Annotated in this window: 21 protein-coding genes; 8 read left to right on the top strand and 13 right to left on the bottom strand. The window is 61.8% G+C overall.

The window, feature by feature from the left end; all coding sequences use genetic code 11:
• Positions 1–8 precede the first annotated feature (8 nt).
• Genes FHX11_RS02115 through nthA form a run of 3 tightly spaced genes read right to left on the bottom strand, consistent with a single transcriptional unit; the run spans position 9 to position 1,652 of the window.
• On the bottom strand, positions 9–380 hold the full coding sequence (locus tag FHX11_RS02115; RefSeq protein WP_184354574.1) for a nitrile hydratase accessory protein: 372 nt from the start codon (positions 378–380) through the stop codon (positions 9–11).
• The gene (nthB, locus tag FHX11_RS02110) at positions 367–1,026 is read right to left on the bottom strand and encodes a nitrile hydratase subunit beta (RefSeq protein WP_184354572.1); all 660 of its coding nucleotides are present in this window, start codon (positions 1,024–1,026) and stop codon (positions 367–369) included. Before nthB ends, FHX11_RS02115 begins: the two co-directional genes overlap by 14 nt.
• Entirely contained in the window at positions 1,023–1,652 is a 630-nt protein-coding gene (nthA, locus tag FHX11_RS02105; protein WP_184355770.1) for a nitrile hydratase subunit alpha, read from the bottom strand. Before nthA ends, nthB begins: the two co-directional genes overlap by 4 nt.
• A 137-nt stretch (positions 1,653–1,789) precedes the next feature.
• Between nthA and FHX11_RS02100 the strand changes: the two genes are divergently transcribed.
• Together FHX11_RS02100 and FHX11_RS02095 are read left to right on the top strand one after the other, a co-directional pair.
• Positions 1,790–3,079, top strand: a complete 1,290-nt coding sequence (locus FHX11_RS02100) for an SDR family oxidoreductase (protein ID WP_184354570.1) — start codon at positions 1,790–1,792, stop codon at positions 3,077–3,079.
• Between the two features lie 2 nt (positions 3,080–3,081).
• Positions 3,082–3,558 carry a DUF2269 domain-containing protein gene (locus FHX11_RS02095; RefSeq protein ID WP_184355768.1) on the top strand — a complete coding sequence of 159 codons (477 nt, stop codon included), beginning with the start codon at positions 3,082–3,084 and terminating at the stop codon, positions 3,556–3,558.
• On the opposite strand, the gene FHX11_RS02090 is transcribed toward FHX11_RS02095, so the two are convergent.
• Positions 3,550–4,143: a LysE family translocator gene (locus FHX11_RS02090; RefSeq protein WP_184354568.1), complete on the bottom strand. Its 594-nt coding sequence runs from the start codon at positions 4,141–4,143 to the stop codon at positions 3,550–3,552. The genes FHX11_RS02095 and FHX11_RS02090 overlap by 9 nt on opposite strands.
• A 201-nt stretch (positions 4,144–4,344) precedes the next feature.
• Between FHX11_RS02090 and FHX11_RS02085 the strand changes: the two genes are divergently transcribed.
• Positions 4,345–5,190, top strand: coding sequence for an aldo/keto reductase (locus FHX11_RS02085; protein WP_184354566.1), 846 nt, complete (start codon positions 4,345–4,347; stop codon positions 5,188–5,190).
• 12 nt (positions 5,191–5,202) lie between these two features.
• On the opposite strand, the gene FHX11_RS02080 is transcribed toward FHX11_RS02085, so the two are convergent.
• From FHX11_RS02080 to FHX11_RS02060, 5 genes are all read right to left on the bottom strand, one after another.
• Complete coding sequence (locus FHX11_RS02080) at positions 5,203–6,177, bottom strand: capsular biosynthesis protein (protein WP_184355766.1); 975 nt, start codon at positions 6,175–6,177, stop codon at positions 5,203–5,205.
• 160 nt (positions 6,178–6,337) lie between these two features.
• Positions 6,338–6,910 (bottom strand): acetolactate synthase small subunit, encoded by a 573-nt coding sequence (ilvN, locus tag FHX11_RS02075; protein ID WP_184354565.1) that lies wholly within the window; start codon positions 6,908–6,910, stop codon positions 6,338–6,340.
• Positions 6,911–6,941: 31 nt separating this feature from the next.
• Complete coding sequence (locus FHX11_RS02070; protein ID WP_184354556.1) at positions 6,942–7,343, bottom strand: type II toxin-antitoxin system VapC family toxin; 402 nt, start codon at positions 7,341–7,343, stop codon at positions 6,942–6,944.
• Positions 7,324–7,638 (bottom strand): AbrB/MazE/SpoVT family DNA-binding domain-containing protein, encoded by a 315-nt coding sequence (locus FHX11_RS02065; protein WP_184354554.1) that lies wholly within the window; start codon positions 7,636–7,638, stop codon positions 7,324–7,326. Before FHX11_RS02065 ends, FHX11_RS02070 begins: the two co-directional genes overlap by 20 nt.
• A 57-nt stretch (positions 7,639–7,695) precedes the next feature.
• On the bottom strand, positions 7,696–9,489 hold the full coding sequence (locus tag FHX11_RS02060; RefSeq protein ID WP_184354552.1) for an acetolactate synthase 3 large subunit: 1,794 nt from the start codon (positions 9,487–9,489) through the stop codon (positions 7,696–7,698).
• A 328-nt stretch (positions 9,490–9,817) separates the two neighbouring features.
• On the opposite strand from FHX11_RS02060, the gene FHX11_RS02055 reads away from it, so the two are divergent.
• Positions 9,818–11,851: an ATP-binding protein gene (locus tag FHX11_RS02055; protein WP_184354550.1), complete on the top strand. Its 2,034-nt coding sequence runs from the start codon at positions 9,818–9,820 to the stop codon at positions 11,849–11,851.
• Here the strand turns inward: FHX11_RS02055 and miaA are convergent.
• Complete coding sequence (miaA, locus tag FHX11_RS02050) at positions 11,848–12,744, bottom strand: tRNA (adenosine(37)-N6)-dimethylallyltransferase MiaA (protein ID WP_184354548.1); 897 nt, start codon at positions 12,742–12,744, stop codon at positions 11,848–11,850. The two genes, FHX11_RS02055 and miaA, sit on opposite strands and share 4 nt — an antisense overlap.
• Here miaA and serB point away from each other — a divergent pair.
• The 4 genes from serB (at position 12,743) to FHX11_RS02030 (ending at position 14,957) form a co-directional block, all read left to right on the top strand.
• Positions 12,743–13,633: a phosphoserine phosphatase SerB gene (gene serB / locus FHX11_RS02045; RefSeq protein ID WP_184354546.1), complete on the top strand. Its 891-nt coding sequence runs from the start codon at positions 12,743–12,745 to the stop codon at positions 13,631–13,633. The genes miaA and serB overlap by 2 nt on opposite strands.
• A 249-nt stretch (positions 13,634–13,882) precedes the next feature.
• Complete coding sequence (locus FHX11_RS29880; RefSeq protein WP_281411578.1) at positions 13,883–14,038, top strand: type II toxin-antitoxin system RelE/ParE family toxin; 156 nt, start codon at positions 13,883–13,885, stop codon at positions 14,036–14,038.
• Positions 14,038–14,346: a helix-turn-helix transcriptional regulator gene (locus tag FHX11_RS02035; RefSeq protein ID WP_184354544.1), complete on the top strand. Its 309-nt coding sequence runs from the start codon at positions 14,038–14,040 to the stop codon at positions 14,344–14,346. Before FHX11_RS29880 ends, FHX11_RS02035 begins: the two co-directional genes overlap by 1 nt.
• 41 nt (positions 14,347–14,387) lie before the next feature.
• The gene (locus FHX11_RS02030; protein WP_184354542.1) at positions 14,388–14,957 is read left to right on the top strand and encodes a GNAT family N-acetyltransferase; all 570 of its coding nucleotides are present in this window, start codon (positions 14,388–14,390) and stop codon (positions 14,955–14,957) included.
• A gap of 9 nt (positions 14,958–14,966) precedes the next feature.
• Here the strand turns inward: FHX11_RS02030 and FHX11_RS02025 are convergent, their stop codons facing one another.
• The 3 genes from FHX11_RS02025 to hflK form a co-directional block, all read right to left on the bottom strand.
• Positions 14,967–16,745, bottom strand: a complete 1,779-nt coding sequence (locus tag FHX11_RS02025) for a DegQ family serine endoprotease (protein ID WP_184354540.1) — start codon at positions 16,743–16,745, stop codon at positions 14,967–14,969.
• 198 nt (positions 16,746–16,943) lie between these two features.
• Positions 16,944–17,864, bottom strand: coding sequence for a protease modulator HflC (locus FHX11_RS02020; RefSeq protein ID WP_184354538.1), 921 nt, complete (start codon positions 17,862–17,864; stop codon positions 16,944–16,946).
• Positions 17,864–18,988 (bottom strand): FtsH protease activity modulator HflK, encoded by a 1,125-nt coding sequence (hflK, locus tag FHX11_RS02015; protein WP_184354536.1) that lies wholly within the window; start codon positions 18,986–18,988, stop codon positions 17,864–17,866. Before hflK ends, FHX11_RS02020 begins: the two co-directional genes overlap by 1 nt.
• Positions 18,989–19,053: the final 65 nt, after the last annotated feature.

Raw genomic sequence — 19,053 nt, 5'->3', positions numbered from 1 at the left:
AAAACCGCTCAACGCTGCGGATCGTTTTGCAGCAGGATCGGCTTGCCATGCGGCGTTGCTTCCGCCGCACGCTGCCAGCTCCTCTGCAGGTCGAGGATGAGGTTGGCATCGGCAATACCCCGGCTGACCAGCAGTCCGGACAACGCCGCCACCCAGCAATCGAAATAATCGCTGCCGTCTTCGGCCCGGCCCGGCTTGTGCAGCTCGGCCGAAAGCACCTCGGCCCACTCGCTCCAGCTGAACAGCCCCTTCTCGTGTAGATGCACGGTCATGGCGAAGGCCTCCGCCGCCCAGGGCTCGGGAAAAACCGGCTCGCCATCGGCGGATGTCGGCAGTTGTGGCGATTGCGCCAGGGGCGAGCTCGTCTCACACGCGCTCAAGATAGCTCTCCCAGGCATCGATGGAAACAGTCAGCGAGGGATCGGCGCCCTCGCCCCAGATCTCCGGCGCGTCGAAGACGACCGTATAGACCCATTGCGGGTTCTCGCCCTTGCCATGGGCATTGTCGTCGGGGAAGACGAAGGAGCCCTGCACGGCTTCCACGACGCCGGTCTTGGCGCGGGCATAGCGCGGCAGGCGCGTATGGCCCGTCGGATTGAAATTCTTCGTGCGCACGCGATCGCCGACCGCAAAAAGCGCCGCGGTCTCGACCGGCCGGTCGCAAGGCCCGCCCTTGGCGAGAACGCCGGCGACCATGTCCGCCTTCAGCACACGCTTCGGCACCGTGCCTTGCCGGGACGAATGGCCGGCCCGCAATTCCTCGCGCGTCGCGAAACCATGCCGTTCCAACAGCATCTCGATACCGCGCGTCCAGATCTCGTAGTAGCTGGCGGTGAGGTATTTTGCGGGCGGAATGCTTTCCCGCGCATGCCGGCTTTCATCGATCGTCCAAGCGCCGAACGCGCCGCAGGACAGTGTGATGCCGAGCGCCCGTTTCTCCCATTCGGCATGGAAATAGGGTTCATTCGGTTCAGGCGCGACCGGACCGAAGCCCATCTGGCCGCCGAGATCGTGGGGGCCGTTCATTGTGCCGCCTCCGGTGCCCTGGCGATCGCCGTGCCGATCATCGCGTCGCGGCTGACGAGATCGGCCAGCGCCGCCTCGCTGAAGCTATCCGTGCCGGCGGGACGCTCGGGAATGACGAGATAACGCAGCTCGGCCGTCGAGTCCCACACGCGAATTTTCTGCCCCTCCGGTAAAGTCAGGCCGAATTCCGCCAGCACGCCGCGCGGATCGATGACGGCGCGGGACCGATAGGCCGGCGCCTTGTACCAGACCGGCGGCAAGCCGAGCACCGCCCAGGGATAGCAGGAGCAAAGGGTGCAGACGACGAGATTATGCGTCTCCGGCGTATTGAAGACCGCACGCATATGCTCGCCCTGCCGGCCGGTGAAACCGAGGCTGGCGATCGCCGCCGTCGCATCGCGCCGCAACCAGTCGGCAAACGCCGGATCGCTCCAGGCCTTGGCCACCACCTGTGCCCCATTGCGCGGCCCGACCTTCGTCTCATAAGTCTCCACGATGGCATCGATCGCCGAGGGATCGATCAACCCCTTTTCCGTCAGCAGCGTCTCCAGCGCCCTCACCCGAGCCTGCATGTCGGAATAATGCTTGTCGTGATCATGGTGATGGTGGTCGTCATGATCGTGCATCATGGTTCTCCCTGTCGAATGAGACTCAAGTCTAAGCCTTGGCCATGGCATCGCCAAGCACCTTCTTCAGTGTTTCGACCACGCTCGGATGAAGCAACCCACTGCCTTTGCTGGCGCTTTTGGCTAGTCTACCGGCCATGAACATTCTGATTCTCGGCGCAACTGGTTTTATCGGCTCCGTGGTCGCGGCACGGTTGCCCGCGGACGGGCATAGTGTCACCGGCCTTGCCCGCAACCCGGACCGGGCACGCATCAAATATCCGTCGATCAACTGGATCAAAGCCGACCTGGCAACACTGACCGACCCAGCCGACTGGCAGGCGCTGCTGATCGGCCAGCAAGCCGTCGTCAACTGTGCCGGCGCGCTTCAGGACGGGCTTTCGGACAATCTCGCCGCCACGCAGGAAAAGGCGATGCTCGCCCTCTATGCCGCAGCGGAAACATCGGGAACCGAGCTTATCGTCCAGATTTCCGCGCGCACGGACGGCGGAGCCAAGAAACGCCCGTTCCTGGCGACGAAACGCCACGCGGACGAGGCTCTGGCGGCAAGCGGACTCCATTATGTGATCCTGAGGCCGGCGCTCGTTATCGGCCGCAACGCCCATGGCGGTACGGCGCTGCTGCGCGCCCTTGCCGCCATGCCCTGCATCCTGCCGCTGATCCATGCACGCAGCCCGATCGAGATCGTCTCCGTCGGCGATGTCGCGATGGCCGTTTCGAAAGCGGTCGCCGGCCAGCTCCCGCACGGTGCCGACATCGATCTTGCCGGCAATGACGTCTGGACGCTTCGCGACCTTGTGGCCCTTCATCGAAGCTGGCTCGGCCTGCCGCCGGCACGGATGGTGACGATGCCGGCCGGTCTGGCACGACCAATCACCTGGGCGGCGGATATCGCCGGCAAGCTCGGCTGGCGCTCGCCGCTTCGCTCGACCGCGATGGCCGTGATGCCGGAAGGCGTTCTTAGCCGTCAGGATAAGCAACACCGCCCCGACTGGCGTCTGGCAACGGCGGCCGAGATATTCGACGCCAACCCCGCCGGCATTCAGGACGTATGGTTTGCCCGTCTCTATCTCCTGAAGCCATTGATGATCCTCAGTCTTGCATTGTTCTGGATCATGTCCGGCATCATCCCGATGCTGAGTCCGCTTGCCGCGAGCCGGCATTTTCTGCCCTTCATGTCGCAGGGTCTGGCAAACGCCTTGACGATCGCCACAAGCCTTCTCGACATCGCCCTTGGCGCGCTCGTTCTCCTGCGGCCCTCGGCGCGCGCCGCACTCTACGGAATGCTGCTGGTCACCCTCGCCTATCTCGCTGGCGGAACGATATTGGAACCATCCCTCTGGCTCGATCCGCTCGGACCGCTCGTCAAGGTCCTGCCATCGATCCTGCTGACGGCCGTCACGCTTGCGATATTGGAGGAACGCTGATGCTGTTGGAGGAGCTTCTTCGCCTCGCCCACGTCATCGGCGCCACCGTGTTGTTCGGCACTGGCGCGGGCATCGCCTTCTTCATGGTCATGGCGCACCGCACCGGCGATCCCAAGCTGATCGCGCATGTCGCAGGCACAGTCGTCATCGCCGACACGGTGTTCACCGCGACTGCCGTGATTTTCCAGCCAATAACCGGTTATTATCTGGCACAGTCGATCGGCTGGTCGCTTCACGAGGGATGGATCGCCGTTTCCCTCTTGCTCTACGTCCTGACAGGCATTTTCTGGCTGCCGGTGGTCTGGATACAAATCCGGCTGCGCAATCTCGCGCGAGCGGCGTCGGCCGCGGGATTGCCGCTGCCTCCAGCCTATCACCGGCTTTACCGCATCTGGTTTGCCTGCGGCTTTCCCGCCTTTTTCGCTGTCATCGGCATCATCTGGCTCATGCTCAACAAGCCGAACATAACGTTATTTTAGCATCGGCCAGAGGCTGAGAACCAGAAGAACCGCCATGGTGATGTTGAACCATTTGAGACGAACCGGATCGGAAAGCCAGTCGCGCAAGGCCGAGCCGAAGCCGGCCCAGGTGGAGACGCTGGGAACGTTGACTGCCGCGAAAGCGAAGCCGACGAGCAGGACGCTGATCAGGTAGAGCTGCGGATTGGTGTAGGTCGCCATCGCGGTAACCGCCATCACCCACGCCTTGGGATTGACCCACTGAAAGACGGCGGCACTCATGAAGCTCATCGGCTGCGCGCCGCTCTCCCTCTCGCTGATGCTGCGCGAGGTGGCGATCTTCCAGGCGATCCAGACGAGATAGGCTCCACCGGCAAATTTCAGGACCGTGTAAAGCAGCGGCACGGTGTGCAGCAGCGCGCCAAGCCCCAGCCCGACACCGAGCAGCAGCGACAAGAAGCCGACACCGATGCCCAGCATATGCGGGATCGTGCGGCGGAAGCCGAAATTCACACCCGATGCGAACAGCATCATGTTGTTCGGCCCCGGTGTGATCGAGGTCGTGAACGCAAACAGAAGAAGAGCCAGAAACGTATCCAGCGCCATAAAGCCTCCTTGGACGCCGTTCCGATCGGCGGCGCCATTCATTCAGTATGATGCGCCGGGTATCGAGGCGCATGTCTGGCACATCCCTAATTCGCCTTGGATTCGAACGCCATGGGACGATTGTCACAGTGACATGAATGTCTTGATTGAAATCCGGATGAACGGCCTTATCCTTGCCCTTGTTCACAATGAGGACAGGCCATGCACGACCCCATTCCCGCCGTCACCCTCCCCTCCGGCGTCACCGTGCCGGTGCTCGGCCAAGGCACGTGGAATATGGGAGAAAATGCCGCCCGCGCCAAGGACGAGATCGCCAGCCTGAAGGCCGGCATCGACCTGGGCATGACGCTGCTTGACACCGCCGAGATGTACGCCGATGGCGGCTCGGAGCAAATCGTCGGCAAGGCCGTCGAGGGGCGGCGCGACGAGGTATTTCTGGTCAGCAAGGTCTATCCGCATAACGCCAGCCGCAGGGGCACGATCGAGGCTTGCGAGCGCAGCCTGAAACGGATGCAGACCGATCGCATCGACCTTTATCTGCTGCATTGGCGCGGCGGACATCCGCTGGCCGAAACGGTCGCGGCTTTCGAAAGCCTGAAGGCTGCCGGAAAGATCGGCGCCTGGGGCGTCTCGAATTTCGATGTCGACGATATGGGGGAATTGCTGGCCGTTCCCGACGGCGGCAACGTCGCCGTCAACCAGGTGCTCTATAACCTCGCGCGGCGCGGCATCGAATATGATCTGCTGCCCTGGTGCCAGGCGCGCAACATTCCGATCATGGCCTATTCGCCGATCGAGCAGGGCCGGCTCTTGCATCATCCCGACCTGATCCATATCGCCAAGACCTATCAGGCGACGCCGGCCCAGGTCGCGCTCGCCTTTCTGCTGGAACGCGATGGTGTCATCGCTATTCCCAAGACCTCCAATCCGCAGCGCATCGCCGAAAACCGCGATGCCGTCTCGCTCGATATCAGCGACGAAGACTGGGCCACCCTCGACACCGCCTTCCCACCACCGTCGCGAAAGAAGTCGCTGGAAATGCTTTAACGACGCGCCCTGTCAGGATCCGGCATCGGCGCGCTGCTGCGCCACGATCAGATCCATCGCCTGGAAGACATCCAGCAGCCGCCAGTCGGCGGGATCGCGATAGGTCGGATAGAGCGAGAAGGCTGCCGCGGCAATCTGATCGACCGTCCTGCGTCTCGTTCGGTTGCCGGCAAGCGTGGCCTTCACGTAGACGCCGAAATGATCTTCCGTCACCCCCCAGCCGGCATAGAAGGGAGCGGCGTAACAACGCACGGGGATGCCCCGCAGCAGCGCATCGAAACCGAACTGGCTGGACACGGTCCAGACCTCATCCACGACCTCAAGGATCGACGCCGCCGATACGGCATCGTCGACGAAGATCGCTCCGCCCTTCGCGGCGGCATCGGTCGCCAGATATCCCTTGGCATGGCCGGCCATGACATCCGGATGCGTCCGGATCAGGCATTGGACATCGCTTGCCAGCGCATCAGCCAGCATCCGCTCGAACGAGGCGCGAGATCCGAGCGCCTTGCCGACGGAGATATCGCCGACCACCTGATCGACAAGCAGGATACGACGCTTGGTCGTGCGCTCGATTGCCGGCGGCTTGTGCGGCAGGTGATTATATTTGGAAAGCCTGTTACGGACGATCTGCTCGCGGATGGCCTTGCCCAGCTCCCCGACATCCTCCGCACCGGCAATCAGGCGTTCGAGGCGCGAGGGCCGGCTTGCATCCACGGGCAGCCCAAGATCGTCGACCACGATGGAAAGAGGGATGGCCCCGGCCTTCCCCAGGCCGACCGAACGCAAGAAACCGTCTTCGAGATTCCAGCGCGGCAGCCCGCGCATCCGCGCGATCGCCGCCGCCGTCTTTGCCGGTATGCGCCCGCCCCAGGACAACACGCCGCCGATGTCCGGCGACAATGTGGTCGCAATCGTCTGCGCCCCGAAATACTGCCCTAGCCAGGGAAAGGCACTGCGCACATAGAAGGTGGCGCCGAGACGCATACCATCAGGCGGATGCCAACTCTTCTCGCCGATTTCAGGCAACTTTTCCCCGATCGCAAACCCCAATGATCTCACCCGCCTGAGATGGGGTCCGTCCTGCCGGCCCCAAGCGCCGCGAACCTACGCGACACTCGAAAGCCGGTCAACGACGTGAGGCCCGTTACATTCCCTGCGAGCCGCGGTTCATCGCCGCGATGCCGGTGCGGCAGACCTCGATCAGACCGAGCGGCTTGATGATGGCGATGAACTGGTCGATCTTCGAGGACTTGCCGGTAATCTCGAAGATGAAATGCTCGACGGTGGCATCCACCACCTTGGCATGGAAGGCGTCGGCCAGACGCAAGGTCTCGGCACGGGTCTCGCCGCTGCCTGCAACCTTCAGCAGCGCCACTTCGCGCTCGATCGGCCGTTCCTGGCCGAGTTCGCGGGCGCGCACCGTCAGGTCGACGACGCGGTGAACCGGAACGATGCGCTCAAGCTGCGCCTTGATCTGCTCCAGCACCTGCGGTGTGCCGCGGGTGACGACGGTGATGCGCGACAGATGCGCCTGATGCTCCGTCTCGGAGACGGTCAGGCTTTCGATGTTGTAGCCGCGACCGGAGAAAAGGCCGATGACGCGGGCAAGCACGCCGGGCTCGTTGTCGACGAGAACCGATAGCGTATGGCTCTCGATCGCCGCGGTTTCCGGCGAAATAAAATAGGCGGAGCCCGTGGGTTGAAGGTGTGCGTTCATGATCCTTGTTCCGTTTCCTCGGTTCTTTTAGTCAGGATGCCAGCTCGATGCTGACATGATCCATGTATTGTTGCGCGAGCTTGACGAGATCGCGATCGAACGTGACGAAGGTTTCACCTGCGTCGAGACTGGAGACATGAAAAGCATCCGCGAAATCGAGGCCGGCTTCAAAAGCGTCCAGAGCTGAAATCACCCTCTCGCGTTCACGGAATATGATCGTGTCCGATGCGAGCAGTGATCGAAACAATCCGGAGATTTGCCGCGAAGTCATTCCGATACTTTTGCGAAGAACCCACTCCGTCTCCAGCAGAACGGTCGAGAGAATGACGACATTGGAGGTTCGTAAAATCTCTGCCGCGACCTGCCATTGCTTGCTGTCATCTCTGGCAAGGACACGGACAAGAATGTTGGTATCAATCGTTCTTGTCTTCATCCCACTGCCGATTCACTTTGTCCCACCTACGGTTCGCTTCCGATACAATAGCCTTATCAATCATCTCATCCGTAATCGGCGGTCCGTCATACCGGGGGATAAGCGACAAGAACTCATCTATCGTCAGCTTCTTCTCAACAAGCCTTTGTTCCTGCTTCACCGGCTCCAGCGTGATGACGTTGTCATGCTCGGTCACTTCAAATTCAGTGCCAGCCTCATAACCATGGGCATCACGAACCGACTTGGGCAGTGTGAATGTAATCCTGCCGTTGTCGGACATCTTTGCTCTGGTCATGCTTCTGACTCCTCAAGAAGTGGGACACGGCAAGTCTACCGTGTCCCCGCGTTCCGATCAAACCAGCTGCCGACCCTTGGCGTCGATGGCGTTGGCAACGGCCTCGTCGGTGGCTTCGTCCGGCAGCAGCATCTCGTTATGCGCCTTGCCCGAGGGGATCATCGGGAAGCAGTTGGCGAGATTGGCGACGCGGCAATCGAAAATGACCGGCTTCTTGACGTCGATCATCTCCTGGATGGCGGCATCGAGATCACCCGGCTTTTCGCAGCGCAGGCCGACGGCGCCATAGGCTTCCGCCAGCTTGACGAAATCCGGCATGGCTTCCGTATAGGAGTTCGACAGGCGGTTGCCGTGCAACAGCTGCTGCCACTGGCGCACCATGCCCATATACTGGTTGTTCAGGATGAAGATCTTGATCGGCGCGCTGTATTGGATCGCCGCCGACATTTCCTGAATGCACATCTGGATCGACGCATCGCCGGCGATGTCGATGACCAGGCTTTCCGGATGGGCGATCTGCACGCCAAGTGCAGCCGGCAGGCCGTAGCCCATGGTGCCGAGGCCGCCCGAGGTCATCCAGCGGTTCGGCTGTTCGAAACCATAGAACTGCGCCGCCCACATCTGATGCTGGCCGACTTCGGTGGTGATGTAGGTATCGCGATGCTTGGTCAGCTCGTAGAGACGCTGGATGGCATATTGCGGCATGATGACGTCGTCGCTCGCTTTGTAGGCGAAGGAGTTGCGCGCACGCCAGCGGGCAATGTCCGCCCACCAGTCGCCGAGACGTTCCGCCGCCGGCTTCTGCGGCAGCGCGCGCCACAGCCGGACCATATCTTCCAGAACATTGCCGACATCACCGAGAATGCCGATATCGACGTGAACGTTCTTGTTGATCGAGGACGGATCGATGTCGATATGGATCTTCTTCGAATTCGGCGAGAAGGCGTTCAGGCGGCCGGTAATGCGGTCGTCGAAGCGCGCGCCGATGCAGACCATGACGTCGCAATCATGCATCGCCATGTTCGCTTCGTATGAGCCGTGCATGCCGAGCATGCCGAGCCAGCTCTTGCCGGATGCGGGATAGGCGCCGAGCCCCATCAGGGTCGAGGTGATCGGGAAGCCGGTCAACTCCACGAGTTCGCGCAGCAGCTTGGAAGCCTCCGGGCCGGAATTGACGACGCCGCCGCCGGAATAGATGACCGGCCGGCGTGCCTTCGCCATCAGTTCGACAGCCTGCTTGATCCTGTTGAGATCGCCCTGGATCTTCGGCTGGTAGCTCTTCTGGACATCATGCGTTTCCGGCGGCGTATAGGTGCCGGTGGCGAACTGGATATCCTTCGGAATATCGACGACGACCGGACCCGGACGACCCGACTGGGCGATGCGGAAGGCTTCGTGAATGGTGGCGGCGAGCTTGTTGACGTCCTTGACCAGCCAGTTGTGCTTGGTGCAGGGCCGCGTGATGCCGACCGTATCGCATTCCTGGAATGCGTCCGAGCCGATCAGCGTCGTCGGAACCTGGCCGCTCAGGCAGACGAGCGGAATGGAATCCATCAAGGCATCCTGCAGCGGGGTGACGGCATTCGTCGCGCCGGGACCGGAAGTGACCAGCATCACGCCGACCTTGCCGGTCGAGCGGGCATAGCCTTCGGCCGCGTGGCCCGCGCCCTGCTCGTGACGCACGAGGATATGCTGGATGTCATCCTGCTGGAAAATCTCGTCGTAGATCGGAAGAACCGCACCGCCCGGATAACCGAAGATGTGCTCGACGCCATTGTCCTTGAGCGCCCGCAGCACGATCTCCGCGCCTGTCATCTGATTGCCGTTCGCCTGATTATCTGTGCCGGTCATACGTTTGTTCCGCTGTCTGCTGGAGGTTTGGAAGAATGAAATCTCGATTTCGGGCATAAAAAAAGGCCCCTTGGGGAGCCTGTCATCTAGCGCATGGGTGGCTGTCGCCGGATGGTTACACCATCCTGCCCATGCGCCTTCCCACCACGATAAGAACGATCGAGTTTTTCATGGGCCGAAGTGATAGACAGAAAATTTCCGAGCGTCAACGCATTCCGCAATAAAAAATCGCGGCGCCTGCCGATGCCCATAAAAAGCGCGCCGGCCCGAAAGGGTTTTATTAAGCCGCCCTGCCTATGCTCCAGACCTTAACGCTGGGAGTAGCCTTTTGCTCAACAACGACCTGCAGACGTCAGGCAAAGCCGGCGATCTCGATCGCCGCGACAAGCTCAAGCCGGGAAACCGTTTCCTTGGCCGTGTCGTCGCATGCAGCGGTTCGAAGGCAACCATCGCCGCGGTCGCGGAGGACGGTGGAACCGACCTCACCGAGCTCTGGTCCGTCGGCAAGCTGATCTCCATCAGCGTCGGCAACAACCGCGTCGCCGCCCTCGTCTACTCCATGAACACCGGCAATACCGGCTGGGGCGAAGACCAGGACAATCTGTTCCGCATCGAGGTGGAGCTGCTCGGCGAAGTCCGCGTCGGGCTGAACGGCCGCGAGGAATTCTCGAGCGGCATCTCCGCCTATCCCTATCTCGGCGCCATCGCGCACCGCATCCGCGCCGCCGACCTGATGCGCATCTTCGATGCCGGCAAGGACAGCAGCTGCGTCATCGGCAAGCTGACGCAGGACGAAAGCATCGATGCCGCCATCCATATTCCCTCCATGCTTGCGAAGCATTTTGCCGTGGTCGGCTCCACCGGCGTCGGCAAATCCACCGCCGTCTCGCTGCTCCTGCACAAGGCGATCGTTGCCGATCCGAAACTGCGCGTCCTGATCCTCGATCCGCACAATGAATTCGCGGCCGCCTTTCCGAAACATTCCGTGGTCATCGACACCGAAACGCTCGACCTGCCCTTCTGGCTGATGCGGCTCGACGAATTCGCCGAAGTCGTGTTTCGCGGCCGCCCGCCCATTCCCGATGAACTCGACATTCTGCGCGATGTCATTCCGGAGGCCAAGCGTGCGTTTCGCGGCGGCGACTCCTCGCTGATGCGCCGCCAGACGGAGAAGAGCTCGGTCACCGCCGACACGCCCGTCCCCTATCGCATGGCCGATCTGCTTGCCCTCATCGACGAACGCATCGGCCGTCTCGAGGGCCGCCAGGAAAAGCCGCACCTGCGCTCCCTGAAGATGCGCATCATCTCGGCGATCAACGACCCGCGCTATCACTTCATGTTCTCCAACAATACGATCAGCGACACAATCGTGGAGACGATCGCGCAGATCTTCCGCATTCCCGGCGACGACAAGCCGATCTGCACCTTCCAGCTCGCCGGCATTCCCTCCGAAGTCGTCAATTCCGTCGCCTCCGTCCTCTGCCGCATGGCCTTCGAACTGGCGCTCTGGAGCGATGGTGCGATCCATATGCTTGTCGTCTGCGAGGAGGCGCACCGCTATATTCCCGCCGACCCGACCCTCGGCTTCTTTCCGACCCGGCAGGCAATCGCCCGCATCGCCAAGGAAGGCCGCAAATATGGCGTGTCGCTCGGCATCATCACCCAGCGGCCGGGAGAACTCGACCAGACGATCCTGTCGCAATGCTCGACGCTGTTCGCCATGCGCCTCGCCAACGATCGCGACCAGGATATCATCCGTTCGGCCATACCGAATTCCTCGATCTCGACGACGAGCTTCCTCTCTTCCATCGGCAACGGCGAGGCCATCGCATTCGGCGAAGCCATCGCCGTGCCGATGCGCATGCGCTTCTCCCGCGTCGAGGATCATCTGCTGCCGAAGGCGAATGGCAGCATTGCCAGAACGAGCGAGGAAACGCCCGATACCGTCGATCTGCGTACCATCATCAGCCGCATGCGCTCGATCACAGGCCCCGATATCTCCGCATTCCAGCAAAGCTACGGGGCTTCCTCGAACGACGCGATGGACGATATCGACGACGACTTCCTCGATGAGCCCGCGCCGTCACCACAGCCGGCGGCAAGCGCCGCCGCGCCCGTGGAGCCCTACCGCCCCGACATGCTGCCGCGCCCGGCGGCCCCTCCCTCCTCGACCACGGCGCCTCAGACATCGATCGACAGCCGTCTCGCGGAACTGCGCCGTGACTATCGCGGCGACGACAATGCCGGCAACCTGCCGGCCTCAAGCAGGGATGCCGCTCCGTCTGCGCGCCGAGAGCCCGGCCTGTCACTGCGCGACAGTATCCTGAAGAAGCCGCTCAGCAGCCTCTACAGCAAAGACTAAGGGCTGATACGCTCCCAGCTTTCGTCCATCTGGTTGCGAAACCAGGTCATTTGCCGCTTGGCATATTGGCGCGTCGCGGCGGCGCCGGTCTCGACAAGCTCCGCGCGCGAGATTTCGCCGCGCAGCATCGCGGCGATCTGCGAAACCCCAATCGCCTTCATCACCGGCTTTTCCGGAGGCAGGTCCAGAGCCAACAGCGCGCGGACCTCTTCCTCCGCGCCCATGGCGAGCATCGTCTCGAAACGGCCGTTGATACGCTGATGCAGAACGGCGCGCTCCGGCAGCACGACGATTTTCCGGGCGCGAGCGGGATCAATGATGACGGGCCCGGTGCGGCCCTGCAGCGTGGCAATGGACTGTCCGGTGGCCTCGATCACTTCCAGCGCCCGCACGATGCGATGACCATCCTGCGGATTGAGGCTCTCGGCCACGGCGGGATCACGATCGGCAAGCGCGCGATGCAATGCCTCCGCCCCCTCGACCAATAGCCGCTCCCGCAGCCGGTTGCGGATCTCCGGGGGAATATCGGGCATGTCCGAAAGACCACCGGTCAGTGCCTTGAAATAAAGCCCTGTGCCGCCGACGAAGACCGGCATGCGTCCTTCGCGGCGCAGGCGTTCCAACAGCGCGGCCGTCTCCCGCAGCCAGATACCGGTGGAATAGGCTTGCCCCGCGGGCACATGACCGTAAAGATGATGGGGGATGCCTTCCATATCCGCTTCCGACGGCCGTGCCGTCAGTATGCGGAGCGTGTCATAGACCTGCATGCTGTCGGCATTCACCACGACGCCGCCATGCGCCCGCGCCAACTCCACCGCAAGCGCGGACTTGCCGCTGGCGGTCGGCCCGGTTATCAGGATCGCTTCGATATCGCTTACAGGAATTTTGATCATGGCCTTCGTTGCCACGCTTATTGCCAATCCGTCAAACCCCGTTCTCGTTCCGGTCATCGCCGAACGGGCGGCGGACGCCGTCAAGGCGTCCGGGCTCTATTGGCTGGCCGATGGCATCGCCTGCGATATCGCCCTGCGCGACGATGTCGACCTGAAGGCCGCGCAAGCCAATATTGCCGCTATCATCGGTGGCGCGCCGATCGATCTCGTCATCCAGGACGCGGAGACCCGCCGCAAGAAGCTGCTGATCGCCGACATGGATTCCACCATGATCGGCCAGGAATGTATCGACGAGCTCGCGGCAGAAATCGGCCTCAAGGATGAGGTCGCCGCCATCACCGCCCGCGCCATGAATGGCGAGATCGACTTCGAGCCCGCCCTGCGCGAACGCGTCGCCCTGCTGAAGGGGCTGCCGATTTCGGTTGTCGACGATGTTATCGCCAAGCGGATCACGCTGACGCCCGGCGGCCGCGAACTCATCGCGACGATGAGGGCCAAGGGCTATTACTCCGCCTTGGTCTCCGGCGGCTTTACCGTCTTCACGAGCCGCATCGCCGCAACGCTTGGCTTCGATCAGGACCGTGCCAACATCCTGCTCGAGGACAATGGCGTGCTGACCGGCCTCGTCGCCGAACCGATCCTCGGCAAGCAGGCCAAGATCGATGCGCTCAATGAAATCGCCGAAGAACTCGGCATCGCCACGGATGAGGCAATGGCCGTCGGCGACGGCGCCAACGATCTTGGCATGCTGCAGCTCGCCGGCTCCGGCGTCGCCCTTCACGCCAAGCCCGCCGTGGCCGCGCAGGCGAAGATGCGCATCGACCATGGCGACCTGACCGCCCTGCTCTACATCCAGGGCTACCGGAAGACGGATTTCGTCAAAGCCTGAAATACAACGATAGATATTGACAGATCAGCCTAGGCAGTGACCATCCACATTGAAAAATCATTGCAAAAATGGTATATATTCATGGTATGGTCAGTCGAGTTTCTCAACGAAAATGTTCACGCTCAATTGGACGCCTTTCCTGAGGATATCATTGCTAGTTTTCTGCGTATTGCTCGGTTGATCGAAATTGCCGGCCCTCAGAATGTCCACGAACCCTATGTGAAGCATCTCTAAGGCCCGATCTGGGAAATGCGCATGCGGGGCAAAGATGGCATCGCTCGCGCAGCTTATGTCACAGCTCATGAGCGCAGGGTGGTTGTCGTTCACGTCTTCCGAAAAAAGACTCAAAAGACACCTCGCCGAGAAATCGAAATAGCGTTGAAGCGCGCAAGGGAGGTCAAATAATGCCGAAGAGTCTTTTGGTTGCTGATGCTGCAAAAGAGTGGCTCAAGAATCCGAAAATTGCCGAAGCCTACAATGCGCTCGAAGAAGAATTTGCCCTTGCCGAAGCTCTCATCAAGGCTCGTGCCGACGCTGCCATGACCCAAGAGGATGTCGCCAAGGCAATGGGAACGACGCAAGCCGCCATCGCCAGGCTGGAGAGCGGTCGCTCCATGCCGTCCACCCGCACGTTGCAGCGCTACGCCGAGGCAACCGGTACGAAGCTTCGTATTCATTTCGAGAAACCAAAATCCACGCGGTCGGCCTCCTAATCCAAAATCGACTTTTCCAGCCATAAACGGTCCCCCGCGTCATGATCATTGCCGAAACAGAACGCCTCCTTATCCGCAACTGGCGCGACGAAGACCGTGATCTCGCCTTCGAAATCAATTCGGATGAGAGGGTGATGGAATTCTTTCCATTTCGTCGCAATCGTGCCGAAGCGGATGCATTCCTGGAGCGGGTCCGATCCATGATCGCCGAAACCGGCCTTGGCTTCTATGCACTGGAGGACAAGGCGACCGGCGCAGCGATCGGCTTTTGCGGGCTGGCGCGCACCGATCATCTGGAGCCCTTCGTGAAAAAGGGCACGGTCGAGATCGGCTGGAGGCTCTCGGCCCGTTTCTGGGGCAAGGGATTTGCCAGCGAATCTGCCCGGGCGCTGCTCGTCCACGGGTTCGAAACGCTCGGTCTCGACGAGATCGTGTCCTTCGCCGTCCACAACAATATCCGCTCGACCGCCGTCATGGAGCGGATCGGCATGCAGCGTGTCGATGGTGGGGACTTCAATCATCCGGGCGTACCGGATAGCCACCCTCACCTGCAACGCCATGTGCTCTACCGGCTGGCCGCCACAGAATGGCGCTCAGCTCGGACGGTGTAGGTTTGACGCCTATTCCAGCGGCACGGCGATGAAGCGCAGGTCACCGGCTGGAGACGCTATCATCATCTGGGCGTTGCGCCGGCCTTCCCGTTTCAGCGAGGCCACTTTCTCCGACGCCGCGGTCGGCGTCTGAACGAATTCCTGCGCCACTTCCACGACGACATCGCCGGGCTTCAGGCCCTTCTCGGCCGCGGCCGAACCCGGCGCGACCTCGGTAATGACGACACCGTCGACACTGTCGGCAATGCCGAAGCTCTTGCGGTTCTCGGCGTTCAGCGTCGCAAGCTTCATGCCGAGCACATTCTGGGCCGCCTGGGGCTGCGAAGGCGTCTGTTGCTGCTGGTCGTCGCCCTGGTCCTGACCGTCCATGCCGTCGTCGCCATCGTCACCGTCGTCGGGATTGATGACGCCGTCATTGCCGCCGCCATTGCCATCCGGTGCGAGCTGCGGCGGCTTGCTCTTGTCGCCGTCGCTGCCCCTGTCGCTACCTTTGTCGCCGGTCGCGGCCGCCGCCTGATCGCCATCCTCCAGGCGACCGAGCGTAACCTTGATGGTCTGTTGCTTGCCGTCGCGCAGGATGACCACGTCGACTTCCTTGCCGACCGGGCTTTCGGCAACGACGCGCGGCAGGTCGCGCATTTCGTCCACATCCTTGCCGTCGAATTTCAGGATGACGTCGCCGGCCTTGATCGTGCCGTTGTCGACCGGACCGCCCTTGATGACGCCGGCCACCAGAGCGCCCTTGGCGCTGTCGAGGCCGAGGCTGTTGGCCACATCGTCGGTCACTGGCTGGATGCGCACGCCGAGCCAGCCACGGCGGGTCTCGCCGAAGTCCATGAGCTGCTTGACGACGCCCTCGGCCAATTCCGACGGAACGGCGAAACCGATGCCGATCGAGCCGCCGCTCGGCGAAATGATGGCCGTGTTGATACCGATCACCTCGCCCTTCATATTGAAGAGCGGGCCGCCGGAATTGCCCTTGTTGATCGCGGCGTCCGTCTGGATGAAATTGTCATAGGGGCCGGCATTGATGTTGCGCCCGCGCGCCGAAACGATGCCGACCGTCACCGAGCCGCCGAGGCCGAAGGGATTGCCGATCGCCATAACCCAGTCGCCGATCCGCATCTTCGAGGAATCGCCGAACTTCACCGCCACCAGCGGGCGCTTCGGCTCGACCTTCAGCACCGAAAGATCGGTCTTCGTATCCGTGCCGATCAGCTTCGCCTTCAGCTTGGTGCCGTTCGGGAAGATCACCTCGATATCGTCGGCGCCTTCGATAACGTGGTTGTTGGTGACGATGTAGCCCGAGGGATCGATGACGAAGCCGGAACCGAGCGAGCTGACCTTGCGGTTGCTGTTGTCGTTGTTCCGGTTCTTGAAGAAGTCGTTGAAGAAATCCTGGAACGGCGAATTGTCGGGCACCTTGGGTGTCGCCGGGCCATCGCCCTCGTTCTTGACCTTCTGGGAGGTCGAAATATTGACCACCGCGTCGAGCAGTCCCGATGCCAGATCGGCAACGGAAGCCGGGCCGGCATTCGCCTTGGGATTTCCGGGAACCGCCGGCATCGTCGTCGGTGCCGCGCCCGGATCTGTGACCGGCGGGCTGACGGCCGGCGCCTGGGCCGGATTGGTCGCGGCGGCGGGTGCCTGATTGCCGGAGGCCGAGGGTGCCGGCGCCGTCTGCGCGCGTGCCTGTCCGACACTACCCAGGACAGGGCCGGCGATCAGCGCGACACTGGCCAGAAGAGCGAACGAACGTCTGAAAGGCAGGCGATTGGTCAAGGCCATCAGGCATCCTCATCGATAAAGGGAAGTCTTGTATAAGCATCAACATAAGGCGGAATGATGAAGCGTGAAATCACCTTTTTGCGAAATCCCCGTGTGGCCGTTGCGCCTTTGAAATCATGGTAAAATTGCCGGGCCGCTCCTCAAAAGCAAGGGGCCGCCAACAGGCAGCCCCCTCTAATTTCCAGGAGTTTTCGCGCGTCAGTTCGCGGGCTTTGCCGTCGCCGGCGCGGCAGCGGAGCCGGCTGAACTGTCGAAATACTTGAAGAATTCCGACTGGTTCGGCGGCAGCACGAGCGTCTTGCCGCCCGAGCCGAACGACGAGCGATAGGCGGCCATCGAACGATAGAACTCATAGAAGCTCGGATCGCGCTGCGATGCATCGGCGAAGATGCCGTTGCGCTCGGCTTCGCCCTGACCACGCAGGATTTCCGAATCCTTCTGCGCATCCGCGACGATCTCGACGACCTGACGGTCGGCGATGGCGCGGCGGCGCTGGCCCTCTTCGTTACCGCGGGCGCGGATCAGCTCGGCTTCCGCCAGGCGCTCGGCCTTCATGCGGTCGTAGGTCTGCTGCGACACTTCCTGGGTCAGGTCGGTGCGGCGGATGCGGACGTCCTCGATGTTGAGGCCGAGCGTTTCGGCGTCACGATGCAGGTCGTCGCGCACTTCCGTCATCATTGATGCGCGCTCTTCGGAAAGAGCGGCTTCGAAACCGCGCAGACCGTAGACCCGGCGCAGCGACGCGTCGAGACGGGTTCTGAGGCGCGATTCCGCCGCATCGCGATCACCCGATACCGTTTCGCGGAACTTGCGCGCATCGGTGATCTTGTAGACCACGAAAGCATCGACCTCATAGAACTTGCCGCCCGAGACCTGCACGCGGATATTGTCGAGATCGAAGCGCAGCTCCTGATCCTGGACATATTGCACGCGGTCGGCATCCATGAAGGCGAAGGGCAGCTTGAAATAGAGACCCGGCTCGGTCTTGACGTCGCGGATCTGGCCGAAGCGCAGGACAATCGCCTGTTCACGGGCATTGACCACGAAAACCGAGGAATAAACGATCAGCAGCAGCACCGCGAGCGCGATGAGAATGGCTGGCAAACGGCTGGACGTCATTATTTGGCCTCCGGCTGAGCTGCGGCAGCGGGCGCGTTGCCCGTCTGCGTCGAGGACTTGCCGAGATCATTCAGCGGCAAGTAGGGCAGGACGCTCTGCTTGTCGTCGATGATGATGCTATTGGAATTGCCGATGACGGACTCCATGGTTTCGAGGAACAACCGCTTGCGGGTCACTTCCGGCGCCTTGACGTATTCATCGTAGATGGAGATGAAGCGCTGCGCCTCACCCTGGGCTTCCTTGACGACGCGATCCTTGTAGGCGGCAGCGTCTTCGCGAATCTGCGCTGCGCGACCGCGCGCCTGACCCAGCTTCTGGTTGGCGTATTGGTTCGCCTCCTGCACCTGCTGGTCTTCATTCTGTTCGGCGCGCTGCACCTCGTCGAAGGCATCGGCCACTTCGCGCGGCGGCGACACGTCCTCGATCGGCACGGCATTGATGGAAATGCCGGCGTTGTAGCGGTCCATCGTGTCCTGAATGATGTTTCTCACCTCGACAGCGACCTGCTGGCGATTGTCACGATAGATATCCTGGGCGGGACGGCGACCGACCACCTCACGCATGGCGCTTTCGGCAACCTGCTGCAACGTCTCGTCGGGGCTTTCGACCTCGAAGAGATAGGCTTGCGGATTGGTGACGGTGTAAAGCACCGAGAACTGGACGTTGACGATATTCTGATCGCCCGTCAGCATCAGACCGGCATTGGAACCGGAGCCGGAACGCCCGCCGATATTGCGCTGCTGTTCGGTGACCTTGGCGATTTCGACGCGATCCATCGGCCAGAAATGGAAATGCAGGCCGGGCATGGAGACTTCGGCGCGCGGCTTGCCGAACCGCAGCTCGACACCGCGCTCATCCGGCTGCACCGTGTAAACGCATTGAATGAGCCAGAAAACACCGATGACCGCGGCTATGATGAGAAAGGCGCCGCCATTGAAGCCGCCGGGAACGAAGCCCTTCAGCCGGTCCTGGCCACGACGGATAATGTCTTCGAGATCCGGTGGGCCGCCGCTGCCGCTTCCCCGCGGCCGGTTCGGTCCCTGCCCCCAGGGTCCCTGATTATTTCCGCCGCCACCGCCGCCCCATGGGCCACCGCCGCCGCCATTCTGATTGCTCCAAGGCATCAAAACCTCTTTGTTTGTTGACTCCCAGTGATCGCGCCAAACCTTCTCATTCGCTGCGCGAAATT

Source organism: Rhizobium sp. BK602 (assembly GCF_014195095.1).
Lineage (GTDB): Bacteria > Pseudomonadota > Alphaproteobacteria > Rhizobiales > Rhizobiaceae > Rhizobium.
This window is presented reverse-complemented; position numbering and strand designations above follow the sequence as displayed.

What these genes read in the sequence shown, in the direction of transcription:
- nthB (WP_184354572.1), bottom strand. Translation starts at nt 1,026, where the DNA reads ATGAACGGCCCCCACGATCTCGGCGGCCAGATGGGCTTCGGTCCGGTC.
- FHX11_RS02070 (WP_184354556.1), bottom strand. Translation starts at nt 7,343, where the DNA reads ATGAAGACAAGAACGATTGATACCAACATTCTTGTCCGTGTCCTTGCC.
- serB (WP_184354546.1), top strand. Translation starts at nt 12,743, where the DNA reads ATGGCCTTCGTTGCCACGCTTATTGCCAATCCGTCAAACCCCGTTCTC.
- miaA (WP_184354548.1), bottom strand. Translation starts at nt 12,744, where the DNA reads ATGATCAAAATTCCTGTAAGCGATATCGAAGCGATCCTGATAACCGGG.
- FHX11_RS02020 (WP_184354538.1), bottom strand. Translation starts at nt 17,864, where the DNA reads ATGACGTCCAGCCGTTTGCCAGCCATTCTCATCGCGCTCGCGGTGCTG.
- FHX11_RS02060 (WP_184354552.1), bottom strand. Translation starts at nt 9,489, where the DNA reads ATGACCGGCACAGATAATCAGGCGAACGGCAATCAGATGACAGGCGCG.
- FHX11_RS29880 (WP_281411578.1), top strand. Translation starts at nt 13,883, where the DNA reads ATGCGCATGCGGGGCAAAGATGGCATCGCTCGCGCAGCTTATGTCACA.
- FHX11_RS02030 (WP_184354542.1), top strand. Translation starts at nt 14,388, where the DNA reads ATGATCATTGCCGAAACAGAACGCCTCCTTATCCGCAACTGGCGCGAC.
- FHX11_RS02065 (WP_184354554.1), bottom strand. Translation starts at nt 7,638, where the DNA reads ATGACCAGAGCAAAGATGTCCGACAACGGCAGGATTACATTCACACTG.
- FHX11_RS02090 (WP_184354568.1), bottom strand. Translation starts at nt 4,143, where the DNA reads ATGGCGCTGGATACGTTTCTGGCTCTTCTTCTGTTTGCGTTCACGACC.
- FHX11_RS02085 (WP_184354566.1), top strand. Translation starts at nt 4,345, where the DNA reads ATGCACGACCCCATTCCCGCCGTCACCCTCCCCTCCGGCGTCACCGTG.
- FHX11_RS02035 (WP_184354544.1), top strand. Translation starts at nt 14,038, where the DNA reads ATGCCGAAGAGTCTTTTGGTTGCTGATGCTGCAAAAGAGTGGCTCAAG.
- FHX11_RS02100 (WP_184354570.1), top strand. Translation starts at nt 1,790, where the DNA reads ATGAACATTCTGATTCTCGGCGCAACTGGTTTTATCGGCTCCGTGGTC.
- nthA (WP_184355770.1), bottom strand. Translation starts at nt 1,652, where the DNA reads ATGCACGATCATGACGACCACCATCACCATGATCACGACAAGCATTAT.
- FHX11_RS02080 (WP_184355766.1), bottom strand. Translation starts at nt 6,177, where the DNA reads ATGCGTCTCGGCGCCACCTTCTATGTGCGCAGTGCCTTTCCCTGGCTA.
- FHX11_RS02025 (WP_184354540.1), bottom strand. Translation starts at nt 16,745, where the DNA reads ATGGCCTTGACCAATCGCCTGCCTTTCAGACGTTCGTTCGCTCTTCTG.
- ilvN (WP_184354565.1), bottom strand. Translation starts at nt 6,910, where the DNA reads ATGAACGCACACCTTCAACCCACGGGCTCCGCCTATTTTATTTCGCCG.
- hflK (WP_184354536.1), bottom strand. Translation starts at nt 18,988, where the DNA reads ATGCCTTGGAGCAATCAGAATGGCGGCGGCGGTGGCCCATGGGGCGGC.